Genomic DNA, 12,346 nt, shown 5'->3' with positions numbered 1-12,346 from the left:
GGGCGCCACCCTCGTGGCGGTGTCCAGACAGACCTCCCTCCGGAAGGCCGGTGCCATGCACATCCTCGAGGCGATCTTCCTCGGCTTCGTCCAGGGGCTCACCGAGTTCCTCCCCGTGTCGTCGAGCGCGCACCTGCGCATCGTCGGACTGTTCCTGCCCGACGCGCAGGACCCGGGTGCGGCGTTCACGGCGGTGACGCAACTCGGCACCGAGACTGCGGTGCTCATCTACTTCTGGAAGGACATCACCCGGATCGTCGGGCGGTGGTTCCGGTCGCTGTCCGGCCGGACGGTCCCGCGGAACGACCCCGACGCGCGGCTCGGCTGGCTGGTCATCCTCGGCACGATCCCGATCGGTGTCGCCGGGCTCCTGCTCAAGGACTCGATCGAGACGACGTTCCGATCGCTCTGGATCGTCGCGATCGTCCTCATCGTGTTCGGCGTCGTGCTCGGCGTCCTCGACGTCGTCGGCAAGAAGGTCCGGCGGATCGAGCACATGACGTTCGGCGGCGGGATCCTCATCGGGCTGGCGCAGATGCTCGCGCTCGTCCCCGGCGTCTCCCGGTCCGGCGCGACCGTGTCGATGGGCCTCGCGCTCGGGTACACCCGGCCGGCAGCCGCGCGGTTCGCGTTCCTGCTGGCGGTCCCGGCGGTGTTCCTCTCCGGGCTGTACGAGGCGGCGACGAGCCTCGGCGACACCGGCGCACCGTTCGGACTCGTCGACACGCTCGTCGCGACGGTCGTGGCGTTCGTCGTCGGCTTCGTCGTGATCGCCGCGTTCATGAACTACATCAGCAAGCGCAGCTTCCTGCCCTTCGTGGTCTACCGGATCGCACTCGGTATCGTTCTCCTCGTGTTGCTGTCGCTTGGTGTGATCCAGCCGTGAGGGCCTGGGAGGCCCCGTCCGTCCCGTCCGTCCCGGGTTCGGGGCCCCGCCCCGTCGTGCACGACACGGCCACGGGCAAGCCGGTCGACCCGACCCGCGGCGACGAGCGCGCCGCGCTGTACGTGTGCGGCATCACGCCCTACGACGCGACCCACCTCGGGCACGCGGCGACGTACCTGGCCTTCGACTCCCTGCTGCGCTCTTGGCGTGACGCGGGTCTCGACACCGAGTACGCGCAGAACACGACCGACGTGGACGACCCGCTGCTCGAGCGTGCCGCACGGGACGGCGTCGACTGGCAGGAGCTCGCTGCGTCGCAGATCGACCTGTTCCGTCGCGACATGGAGGCGCTTCGGATCCTCCCGCCCGACGACTACGTGGCCGTCACCGACGAGGTCGACCGCGTCGCCGAGGCCGTCGCGTTCCTGCAGGAGACCGGGTACGCGTACGACGTGCCGACCGACGACTCCGAGGGCGACGACGTCTACTTCGACGTGAACCGCCCGACCGAGGCCTGGGCGCTGGGCGACGAGAGCCGTCTCGACCGCGAGACGATGCTCGCCCTCTCTGCCGAGCGCGGGGGCGACCCCGACCGACCCGGCAAGCGCGACCCCCTCGACCCGCTGCTCTGGCGAGCCGCACGCGACGGTGAACCGAGCTGGGACACCGTCCTCGGGCCGGGGCGTCCCGGGTGGCACATCGAGTGCAGCGTCATCGCCGGCGACAAGCTCGGCCTGCCGATCAGCGTCCAGGGCGGCGGCAGCGACCTCGTCTTCCCGCACCACGAGATGAGCGCGGGGCACGCAGCGGCGCTGGCGCACCAGCCGCTCGCGAACGCGTACGTGCACACGGGGATGATCGCCTACCAGGGCGAGAAGATCTCGAAGTCGCTCGGCAACCTCGTCACCGTCCGGGGGCTCCTCGACGACGGGGCCGACCCTCGCGCGGTCCGGCTCGCGCTCCTGTCGCACAAGTACTCGGACGACTGGGAGTGGTTCCCCGCGGAGCTCGAGTCCGCCACGACGCGGTTGGCGTCGTGGGACGCCTGGGCAGCGGGTGCGCCGTCGCACGCCGACGACGCCGCGGACGTGATCGCACGGATCCGTGCGCGCGTCGCGGACGACCTCGACACGCCTGGTGCGGTCGCGGCGGTCGACACCGCGCTCGCGGGCGGTACGGCGGCGACGCCGGAGCTCGTCGACCTCGTCGACGCGCTGCTCGGCATCCGCCTGGGCTGACCCGGGGCCGCTGGCCGCGCGGGCGCCGCGGCGGCCGCGCGGCCGCGTTGGTCGCGCGACGTGCCGTCGCGCGCGGCCGGAGCCGACACGTCCTGCGACCAGCCCGTTCCGGCCGCACGACGCGCGTGTACGCCGACCGGGAGGCCCGTGGCGGGCCCGCACCGTGCCTCCCGTCCGACAGGTGCCCACGCTGGTCGCACGACACGTCACCTCGCTGCTCCGGGGCCGATCGTTCTCGCGACCAACGGTCAGGACACGCCCCCGGCCGCTCGGCGGGCGGTCACGGACGGTCGGTCTCCGGTCAGCAGAGCGACCGTTCGTGACCGTCGGGCGCTCGTGAGCGGGGAGTCGTGATCGTCACGACGGCGGGCCGAGCGCCCGACCGTTCTCGCGACCAACGGTCAGGACACGCCCCCGGCCGCTCGGCGGGCGGTCACGGACGGTCGGTCTCCGGCCAGCAGAGCGACCGTTCGTGACCGTCGGGCGCTCGTGAGCGGGGAGTCGTGACCGTCACCACAGCGCGCCGAACGCGGACCCGCGCGCGACCGCTACTGCGGCGGCTGCGGCGGGCGGAAGCCCTCGCCGCCAGCGGTCCCGCCGTCCTTGCCGTCCTTGCGCTCCCGGCGCCGCAGGTACTGCTCGAACTCCTGGGCGATCGCGTCCCCGGAGGCCTCGGGCGAGTCGACCGTGTCGCGCGCCTGCTCGAGCTGCCCGATGTACGTCGCCATGTCCTCGTCGTCCGCGGCGAGGGCGTCGATGCCCTCCTCCCACTCGGTCGCGTCGTCCAGGAGCGAGCCGCGGGGGACCGTGACGTCCGTGAGCTCCTCGATCTTGTCGAGCAGCGAGAGCGTGGCCTTGGGCGAGGGGGAGTTGTGCACGTAGTGCGGGACGGAGGCCCAGAGGGACAGCGTCGTCAGACCGGCCTTGTCCACGGCGTCGGCGAGGACCCCGAGGATGCCGGTCGGCCCCTCGTAGGAGGACTTGTCGACGTCGAAGGCCGCGCGGACCCCGGCGTTCTCGCTCGACACGAACACCGAGATCGGTCGGGTGTGCGGGACGTCGGCGAGCATCGCCCCGACGAACACCACCGCGTCGATCGAGTACACGTCGATGAGGTCGATCACCTCGGCGCAGAAGCCGCGCCACGTCCGGGAGGGCTCCGGGCCGACGAGCACGAACACCTCGCGGTCGGACTCGGAGCCGGTCGCACCGATCACCGGGGGTCCGTCGGAGCCCGGGCCGTGCAGGACGATGCGGGGCCACTGGATGCCGCGGTCGCCGTCGTCGCTGGTGCCCACGGTGGGGCGGTTGAACTGGTAGTCGACGTACCGTTCCCCGTCGATCTCGCGGAGTTCGTCGAGCTCGAGCGCGTCGACGATCCGTCGGGCGAGCCCACTGGCCGCCTCGCCGGCGTCGTTCCAGCCCTCGAAGGCGACGACGAGCAGCCGGCCCTCGCTGAAGGGGGAGTGCTGTGGCACGGAGCGGACCTCCTGGAAGGGGCGTGGACCGCTCGTGCGGACCGCGCGCGTGGGACGTTGACCAGGCACCCACTGTAGGCCCGCGGCAGGGTGCGACGGGCGGCAGTCCGCCTCCAGCGGAACGTGCGCGCGACGCCAGCGCAACGCGTGCGCGACGCGCGGGCGGGACGGAGACGACCACGACCGCACGCCGTGGCGGCGCCCGGCCGACCGGTAGACTCGTCGCCCGTGACCGCCCAGCGCCCCGACCGAGTCCTGCCCGCGGCCGTGCTGTGGGACATGGACGGCACGATCATCGACACCGAACCGATCTGGCAGCAGTCCCAGGTCGAGTTGACCGAGCGCTACGGCGCCACCTGGACGCACGAGGACGGCTTGTCGCTGGTCGGCTCCGGGCTCGAGCGCTCCGGCGAGATCCTCCGCGACCGCGGGGTCGACATGGAGGTCGAGGAGATCGTCCTCTGGATGACCGAGTACGTCTCCGACCGGCTGCGGCACGACGACCTGCCGTGGCGGCCGGGCGCTCGCGAGCTCGTCGAGGAGCTGCACGACCGCGGCATCCCGACCGCCCTCGTCACGATGTCCCGCCGGTCGATGGCACTCGTCGCCGCCGAGGCCCTCGGCGACCGCGGCTTCCGGGTCGTCGTCGCCGGTGACGACGTCGAGCGGCCGAAGCCGTTCCCGGACGCCTACCTCGCCGCCGCCGCGCAGCTGGGCGTCGAGCCGACCGCGTGCGTCGCGATCGAGGACTCGGCGACGGGCGTCGCCTCCGCCGTCGCGTCCGGCGCCGTGACGATCGCGGTCGAGCACATCGTGCCGCTCACCGACATCGCTGGTGGCGACGTCCACCTCACCACGCTCGCCGGCGTGGACGTCGACCGACTGGTCGAGTTGACCAGTCCGGCCCTCGCTGCCCGCGCGGCCGTGTCCGACGAACAGCCTGGGCCCACGCCGCCGGTTCCTGACCGACGCGCCAGCGACGGGCAGGCCGTGCCGGTGGGGAGAGGCACGGATCGCGTGTCCGCCGAGGCTGCGGTGACCGAGGGCGGTGCCCGGTGAGCGACCTCGAGCACGTCGGCGACGAGGCGGCGGTGACCCGCGCCTCCAGTCAGGACGACGCCACCGCGTCGCTGCCGCACACCGCGGGAGGTGCGCCGCACACGCCGCCCCGCGGACCCTTCCGGTCCGGTGACCGCGTGCAGCTGACCGGTCCGAAGGGCAAGCTGACGACGCTGTCGCTCGAGACCGGCGGCGAGTACCACACGCACCGCGGCGTGCTGCGGCACGACGACGTCATCGGGCAGCCCGACGGCTCCGTGATCCGTGCGACGACCGGCGACGAGTACCTCGCGCTCCGGCCGCTGCTCAACGACTACGTGATGTCGATGCCGCGCGGCGCCGCGATCGTCTACCCGAAGGACGCGGCGCAGATCGTCGCGTTCGCCGACGTCTTCCCCGGCGCGCGCGTCGTCGAGGCCGGGGTCGGCTCCGGTGCGCTCTCGCTCTTCCTGCTCCGGGCGATCGGGCCGACCGGCCAGCTGCAGTCGTTCGAGCGTCGCGAGGAGTTCGCGGCCATCGCCCGCGGCAACGTCGGTACGTTCCTCGGCGCCGTCCCGGACAACTGGTCCGTGACCGTCGGCGACCTCGTCGAGGAGCTGCCGGGGGCCACCGAGCCGCAGAGCGTGGACCGCGTCGTGCTCGACATGCTCGCCCCCTGGGAGTGCGTCGACGCCGCGGCGGACGCCCTCGTGCCGGGCGGCCTCATCGTCTGCTACGTCGCGACGGTCACCCAGCTGTCCCGCACCGCCGAGGCCCTCCGCGACACCGGCCGCTTCACCGACCCGATGCCGAGCGAGACCCTCGTCCGGACCTGGCACGTCGAGGGTCTCGCCGTCCGTCCGGACCACCGGATGGTCGGGCACACCGGGTTCCTCGTGACCGCCCGGCGGCTCGCCGACGGCGTGGTGCTGCCGAACCTCAAGCGTCGTGCCGGCAAGGCCGAGTTCTCCGACGAGGACGTCGAGGCCTGGACGCCCGGTGCCGTGGGGGAGCGGAGCGCGAGCGACAAGAAGCTCCGGAAGGTCGCACGGCAGGCGGCGGCGCAGGCACGCCGGGTGGCCGCTGCCGAGGCGGGGTCGGTTGAGGCGGGGTCCGTGCCCGACGCGGCTGCGCCCGACGCGGCTGTGCCCGACGCGGCTGTGCCCGACGCGGCTGTGCCCGACGCGGCTGCGCCCGACGCGGCTGCGCCCGACGCGGCTGCGCCCGACGCGGCTGCGCCCGACGCGTCCGGGGCGCATGGGGACGACCGGTAGAGTACCGACCGTGCCCGTCCTGCATCGAACCATCCCCGCGCTCCTGGTCACCCTCGGACTCGCCGCCACGCTGACGGCCTGCTCCGCGAGCGGAGCCGGGACGACCCCGTCGAGCTGCGCCCGCCCCGGTGCCGCGTCCGAGGCCGTCACCGCCACGGGCACGTTCGGCAAGGAGCCGAAGGTCTCCGTCCCCTCGGGGCTCACCACCAAGGGCACGCAGGTCTCGGTCGTGAAGCAGGGCACCGGGCGCGAGGTCGAGGACGGCACCCCCGTGCTCATCGAGTACACCCTCGTCGACGGTGCGACCGGGCAGGTCGCCCAGACGAGCGGCTACTCCGGCCAGACCGCGCCGATCACCGCGGGTGCGTCGAACTACGGCGCGCTCGGCGAGGCCGTCGAGTGCGCCCACGTCGGTGACCGGCTCGCCGTCGCCCTCCCGAAGAGCGCGCTGAGCTCCACGTCCGGCACCGCCGGGTCCTCGTCGAGCAGCAAGACCGAGGACGCCGTCATCGCCGTGATCGACGTCAAGCGGGCCTTCGACGCCCGTGCCACCGGCACACCGCAGCTCGCCGGCGACCGCATGCCCGCCGTGGTGCTCGCCCCGTCCGGCGCCCCCGGGATCACGATCCCGTCGTGGGACGCGCCCAAGTCCGACGAGACGCACCTGCTCCGCAAGGGCGACGGGACCGAGCTCACCGCGAAGGACACCGCGGTCATCAAGTACACGGCCGTGACCTGGAGCGCCGACCCGTCCGTCACGGGCTCGAACTGGACCGACGGCTCCGGTGCCGCGACCGTGCCGCTCGCCAAGGGCCAGATCGTCGACGGCGTCCGCGAGGCGATCCTCGGACACCGCGTCGGCGACCAGGTGCTGGCGATCGTGCACAACCAGGGCGCGACGGACGCCTACGTGATCGACGTGCTCGGAGTGATGCCGCGCTGACGCCTCGGCACCGCCCACCGACCGCCGCGCGGGTGCACTCCGGTGCGCCCGCGCTGCCGTAGGATCGGCCTGTGCCAGCCTCTCGTACCCCCCGTGTGCCTGCCGAGGAGCGGCTCTTCAGCCTCGTGCTCGCACTGCTCTCGACGGAGTCGGGGCTGACGAAGGCCGAGATCCTGGCCAACGTGCAGGGGTACCGGCAGCGCTGGACGCCCGGTGGCGACAACGCTTCCCTGGAGCGCCAGTTCGAGCGCGACAAGGACGACGTGCGCGACCTCGGGATCCCGCTCGAGACCATCGAGACGCCCGGCGCCGCGGGCAACAACCAGACGCTGCGCTACCGCATCCCGAAGGGCGAGTACGACCTGCCCCTCGACGTCCGCTTCACACCGGACGAGTCCGCACTGCTGTCCCTCGCTGCGATGGCCTGGCGTGAGGGAGCGCTCTCCGCCGACTCGCGACGCGCCCTGCTCAAGGTTCGGTCCGCCGGCGCCGAGGACGACGTCGCCTCGGGTGTGCTCGGGGTCGACGCCTACGCCCCGCGGCTCCGAGCCCGCGACGCCGCGTTCGAACCCCTGCGTTCCGCCCTCGACCGCGCGGCCGCCGTGCGCTTCGACTACATCACGCCCGGGCAGCACGAGGCCCGTCGACGCGAGCTCGCGCCGCTCGCGCTCGTCCAGCACGCCGGCCGGTGGATGCTCGCCGCGCACGAGTTCTCGACGGGCGCCACGAAGAACTACCTGCTGTCGCGGATCGTCGGCCCGGTGACCCAGTACGAGGTCGGCCGGCACCCGGCGCCCGCGGGAGCGGGGGAGCGCGCCCTCGCCGAACTCGACCGCATCTGGGCGACCCGGACCGCGCGCATCCACGTCGTGCCCGGCTCGGACGCCGAGCGGCGGCTCTCCCGTCGACGCGACACGGCCGCCGAGCCGGACGGCACCCTCGTGCTCCACCACGTCGATCCGCAGATCCTCGCCGAGGAACTCGCGGCGTTCGGCCCCGAGGTCCGCGTGCTCGAACCCGACGACCTCCGCGACCGGGTGACGGCCCGGCTCCGCGGCCTCGTCGCCGACCACGAAGGAGACGCCCGTGGTTGAGCAGCAGCCCCTGCAGGCACAGGACAAGCTCGCGTTCCTGCTCGCCCTCGTGCCGTACCTCATCGACCGCGAACGGGTCTCGGTGGCCGAGGCCGCGCGCCACTTCGGCGTGCCCGAGTCCCGCATCCGCCGGGCCGTCGAGCTCATCGCGGTGTCCGGCGTCCCCGGCGAGACGATGCAGTACCAGCACGGCGACCTGTTCGACATCGCCTGGGACGACTTCGAGCAGAACGACATGATCGTCCTGACGAACCTCGTCGCGATCGACGACGCGCCCCGGCTCTCCGCCCGCGAGGCCTCGGCACTGATCGCGGGCCTGCAGTACCTGTCGGCGCTGCCCGAGGCCGCGGACCGTGACGCCATCCGTGCCCTCATGGCGAAGCTCTCGCGCGGTGCGGGCGGTGCCGCGTCGAACGTCGCCGTCGGACAGGACCTCCACGACGCGACGCTCGCGACGATCCGGCAGGCGATGGCCGACGGGCGCGGGCTCGCCTTCGACTACGCCGGGCCGCGGAGCCGCGGCGGGACACGCAGTGTCGACCCGTTGCGCGTCGAGTCGATCGACACCGACTGGTACCTGCGCGCCTGGGACCTCGACCGGGGTGCGCTGCGCACCTTCCGCCTCGACCGGATGTCCGGCGTCCGCGTCGAGGAACGCGCGGCGACCACGAGCGCAGCCGACGTGGTGATCCCGGACACGCTGTTCCAGCAAGCCCGCGAGGACGTCATCGTCACCGTGGAGCTCGACTCGTCGTCGCTGCCGCTCGTCGCGGACTTCCTCGCCGACACGGCCGACGCGCCCGACGACGACGGTCGCGTCCGCATCCGGCTCGCCGCGTCGAACGGGTTCGACGGCGTCGTGCGGCTCGTCGCCGGGCTGCCCGGTCGCGCCGTGGTGCTCGACCCGCCGGCGGCGCGCACGGCGATCCGGGACTTCGCGGCCGCGGCCCTCGCCGAGGCCTGATCGCGTCGCGGCCGGTCCGCGTCGGCCGACGCACGCCGCGTCGCGGGTACGCGCCCACCGGCCGGGAGGCGCGGTGCCGGCCCGCACCGTGCCTCCCGGCCGCCTGTGCGAACGCACGCAGCCGCAGCGCGGTGTCGGACCGGTCCCGTAGGATCGGCGCATGGCTTCGACGACCGCAAGCGGGCGAGCGAAGCGGCCCGGGCGCCCGAAGAAGGACGCCGAAGGCCGCATGTCGCTCGGGCAGCACCTCATCGAGCTGCGCAACCGTCTCTTCCGCGCGGTCATCGCGGTGGTGGTGTGCGCGATCGGTGGGTGGTTCCTCACCCCGTTCGTGCTCGACGCCCTGCGGCAGCCCGTCTCGAAGCTCGCGGAGATCGGCGGGCACACGGCCGAGCTGAACTTCCCGATGATCACCGGGGCGTTCGACCTCAAGCTGCAGATCGCGATCACGATCGGCATCGTCATCTCGAGCCCCGTCTGGCTGTACCAGGTCTGGGCGTTCATCGTGCCGGCCCTCGTGCGGCGCGAGAAGCAGTACGTGTTCGGCTTCCTCGGCACCGCGATCCCGCTGTTCTTCGCGGGATGCTGGTTCGGGTGGTACATCCTGCCGCACGTGGTCCAGATCCTCGGCAGCTTCGTGTCCACCCAGGACACCTCGATCGTCGACGCGAAGGCCTACTACAACTTCGTCATCAAGCTCATCGTGGCGGTCGGGATCGCCTTCGTCCTGCCGGTGTTCCTCGTGCTGCTGAACTTCGTCGGGGTGCTCTCCGCGTCCGCGATCATCAAGTCCTGGCGCATCGCGATCCTCTGCATCCTCGTGTTCTGCGCGATGGTGACGCCCTCGGCCGACGTCATCTCGATGTTCCTGCTCGCGATCCCGATGACCGTGCTCTACATCGCCGCGTGCGCCGTCACGTGGTTGCACGACCGCCGTGCAGCGAAGCGGCAGGCCAAGCTCGACGAAGAGTACGGCCTGTGACCAACACGGACCTCAGCCCCGCCGAACGCTACGCGACAGCGAAGGTCCGGAACCGCTCGCGCAACCTCGAGCTGTTCCGGTCCGACCTCCGCTTCGACCTCGACCCGTTCCAGTTCGCGGCGTGCGACGCCATCGACCAGGGCCGGAGCGTCCTCGTCGCGGCACCGACCGGTGCGGGCAAGACGATCGTCGCCGAATTCGCGATCTGGCTGGCGATGCGGCAGCGCACGGCGAAGGTGTTCTACACGACGCCGATGAAGGCCCTGAGCAACCAGAAGTACGCCGAACTGGTCCAGGCCTACGGCGAGACCGAGGTGGGGCTCCTCACCGGCGACACCAACGTGAACCCGCGGGCGCGCGTGGTCGTGATGACGACCGAGGTCCTCCGCAACATGATCTACGCGGACTCCGACCTGCTCGACGACCTCGCGTGGGTCGTCCTCGACGAGGTCCACTACCTCGCCGACCGGTTCCGTGGTGCCGTGTGGGAAGAGGTGATCCTGCACCTCCCGACCGAGGTCCGGCTCGTCTCGCTCAGCGCCACCGTGTCGAACGCCGAGGAGTTCGGCGACTGGCTGCAGACCGTCCGCGGCGACACCGACGTCATCGTCTCCGAGGACCGCCCGGTCCCGCTCGAACAGCACGTGCTCGTCGGCTCGAAGATGGTCGACCTCTTCGACTCGAGCGGTGCCGCGGCGACGAACCGCGTGAACCCGGAGCTGCTCCGCCTGGTCGGGGGAGCCTCCCGGAGCGAGCGGCACGGCGGCGGACACCGCGGCGGACGCGGTCGGGGCGGGTACCACGACCGCCGCGGCCCGCGCACCGAGAAGCTGTACCGCGAGCAGATCGCGCGGATGCTCGACGACCGGATGCTCCTGCCGGCGATCTTCTTCGTGTTCAGCCGGGCGGGCTGCGACCAGGGCGTGCGGAACGTCCTGCGGTCGGGCCTGTCGCTCACCACCGCGGACGAGCGTCGCGAGATCCGTGAGTCGGCCGAGTACCACTGCCGGACGCTCCTCGACGAGGACCTCGCCGTCCTCGGGTACTGGGAGTGGCTCGAGGGCCTCGAGCGCGGGGTGGCCGCGCACCACGCCGGTCTGCTGCCCGCGTTCAAGGAGGTCGTCGAGGACCTCTTCCAGCGCAAGCTCCTCAAGGTCGTGTTCGCGACCGAGACGCTCGCGCTCGGGGTGAACATGCCGGCACGGACGGTCGTGCTCGAGAAGCTCGAGAAGTTCAACGGCGAAGCCCGTGTGCCGATCACGCCGGGGGAGTACACGCAGCTCACCGGTCGCGCCGGCCGCCGGGGCATCGACGTCGAAGGCCACTCGGTCATCCAGTGGACCGACGGCCTCGACCCGCAGGCCGTGGCATCCCTGGCGAGCCGACGCACGTACCCGCTCAACTCGTCGTTCAAGCCGACCTACAACATGGCCGTCAACCTCATCGAGCAGTTCGGCCGCCGCCGCACGCGCGAGGTCCTCGAGACGTCGTTCGCGCAGTTCCAGGCGGACCGCTCCGTCGTCGACCTCGCGCGGAAGGTCCGGTCGCAGCAGGAGTCGCTCGAGGGGTACCAGCAGGCGATGACCTGCCACCTCGGCGACTTCACCGAGTACGCGGCGCTCCGGCGTGAGCTCTCCGACCTCGAACGGACCAACGTCCCGGGTGGCCGCGAAGCCTCGCACGGTGCCCGCAAGGAGCGCCAGGCCGCGATCACCGACGTCCGGCGGCGGATGCAGCGGCACCCCTGCCACGCCTGCCCCGACCGTGAGGCGCACGCACGGTGGGCAGAGCGCTGGTACAAGCTCAAGCGCGCCAACGACAAGCTCGTGCAGCAGATCCGTTCCCGCACCGGCGCCGTCGCGACGACCTTCGACCGAGTGACCGACGTGCTCCTGCAGCTCGGCTACCTCGTCGACTCGGGTGACGGCTCCGGCGAGGCCACCGTCGCGGCCGGCGGCCGACGCCTCCAGCGCATCTACGGCGACCGCGACCTCCTCGTCGCGGAGTGCCTCGAGGCCGGCGTCTGGAAGGAACTCACCCCGGCTCAGCTCGCCGCCATGGCCGCGACGATCGTGTACCAGCCCCGCCGCGAGGACGCGCCCGGCACCGAGCACGCCCTGCCGCGCGGTGCGTTCCGTCCGGCCCTCGACGAGACCCTGACGATCTGGGCCCGGCTCGACGACATCGAGCGCGACGCCCGGCTCGCCGGTTCGCAGCCGCCCACCCCGGCGATGGCGGTCGGCATGTTCCGGTGGGCGTCGGGCTCGGCGCTCGACGACGTCCTCCGGACGCTCGACATGCCCGCCGGTGACTTCGTCCGGTGGTGCAAGCAGGTGATCGACCTCCTCGACCAGGTCCGGAACGCTGGCGACGACGACCTCGCGCAGACCGCGCGGCGCGCGACCGACGCGGTGCGCCGCGGCATCGTCGCCTACGCGACGGTCTGACG

The 12,346-nt window shown here is 72.5% G+C and carries 10 protein-coding genes; 9 read left to right on the top strand and 1 reads right to left on the bottom strand.

The genetic code is table 11. The features are described 5' to 3' along the window. The first annotated feature begins 55 nt into the window (after nt 1-55). Together ACRQ4C_RS09330 and mshC are read left to right on the top strand one after the other, a co-directional pair. Nucleotides 56-886: an undecaprenyl-diphosphate phosphatase gene (locus tag ACRQ4C_RS09330; RefSeq protein ID WP_439690886.1), complete on the top strand. Its 831-nt coding sequence runs from the start codon at nt 56-58 to the stop codon at nt 884-886. Next, nucleotides 883-2,124 (top strand): cysteine--1-D-myo-inosityl 2-amino-2-deoxy-alpha-D-glucopyranoside ligase, encoded by a 1,242-nt coding sequence (mshC, locus tag ACRQ4C_RS09325; protein WP_439688476.1) that lies wholly within the window; start codon nt 883-885, stop codon nt 2,122-2,124. The genes ACRQ4C_RS09330 and mshC overlap by 4 nt, the downstream gene beginning before the upstream one ends. Before the next feature lie 548 nt (nt 2,125-2,672). Here the strand turns inward: mshC and ACRQ4C_RS09320 are convergent. Beyond that, the gene (locus ACRQ4C_RS09320; protein WP_290131708.1) at nt 2,673-3,602 is read right to left on the bottom strand and encodes a proteasome assembly chaperone family protein; all 930 of its coding nucleotides are present in this window, start codon (nt 3,600-3,602) and stop codon (nt 2,673-2,675) included. Between the two features lie 228 nt (nt 3,603-3,830). On the opposite strand from ACRQ4C_RS09320, the gene ACRQ4C_RS09315 reads away from it, so the two are divergent. The 7 genes from ACRQ4C_RS09315 to ACRQ4C_RS09285 all read left to right on the top strand — a co-directional run bounded on the left by ACRQ4C_RS09315 (nt 3,831) and on the right by ACRQ4C_RS09285 (nt 12,344). After that, entirely contained in the window at nt 3,831-4,661 is an 831-nt protein-coding gene (locus tag ACRQ4C_RS09315) for an HAD family hydrolase (RefSeq protein WP_439688475.1), read from the top strand. 71 nt (nt 4,662-4,732) lie between these two features. After that, nucleotides 4,733-5,914 (top strand): tRNA (adenine-N1)-methyltransferase, encoded by a 1,182-nt coding sequence (locus tag ACRQ4C_RS09310; RefSeq protein ID WP_439690885.1) that lies wholly within the window; start codon nt 4,733-4,735, stop codon nt 5,912-5,914. A 10-nt stretch (nt 5,915-5,924) separates the two neighbouring features. Next, nucleotides 5,925-6,857: a hypothetical protein gene (locus tag ACRQ4C_RS09305; protein WP_439688474.1), complete on the top strand. Its 933-nt coding sequence runs from the start codon at nt 5,925-5,927 to the stop codon at nt 6,855-6,857. Nucleotides 6,858-6,928: 71 nt separating this feature from the next. Further along, complete coding sequence (locus ACRQ4C_RS09300) at nt 6,929-7,951, top strand: helix-turn-helix transcriptional regulator (RefSeq protein ID WP_290131711.1); 1,023 nt, start codon at nt 6,929-6,931, stop codon at nt 7,949-7,951. Beyond that, the gene (locus ACRQ4C_RS09295) at nt 7,944-8,915 is read left to right on the top strand and encodes a helix-turn-helix transcriptional regulator (protein WP_290131712.1); all 972 of its coding nucleotides are present in this window, start codon (nt 7,944-7,946) and stop codon (nt 8,913-8,915) included. The genes ACRQ4C_RS09300 and ACRQ4C_RS09295 overlap by 8 nt, the downstream gene beginning before the upstream one ends. Before the next feature lie 229 nt (nt 8,916-9,144). After that, entirely contained in the window at nt 9,145-9,897 is a 753-nt protein-coding gene (gene tatC / locus ACRQ4C_RS09290) for a twin-arginine translocase subunit TatC (protein WP_290134243.1), read from the top strand. Then, nucleotides 9,894-12,344, top strand: coding sequence for a DEAD/DEAH box helicase (locus ACRQ4C_RS09285; protein WP_439688473.1), 2,451 nt, complete (start codon nt 9,894-9,896; stop codon nt 12,342-12,344). Before tatC ends, ACRQ4C_RS09285 begins: the two co-directional genes overlap by 4 nt. The last annotated feature ends 2 nt before the right edge of the window (nt 12,345-12,346 follow it).

The sequence above is a fragment of the Curtobacterium sp. SP.BCp genome, assembly GCF_051903255.1.
GTDB lineage: Bacteria > Actinomycetota > Actinomycetes > Actinomycetales > Microbacteriaceae > Curtobacterium.
This window is presented reverse-complemented; position numbering and strand designations above follow the sequence as displayed.

Coding starts and splice junctions, on each gene's coding strand:
- ACRQ4C_RS09330 (WP_439690886.1), top strand. CDS start 56: ATGCACATCCTCGAGGCGATCTTCCTCGGCTTCGTCCAGGGGCTCACC.
- tatC (WP_290134243.1), top strand. CDS start 9,145: ATGTCGCTCGGGCAGCACCTCATCGAGCTGCGCAACCGTCTCTTCCGC.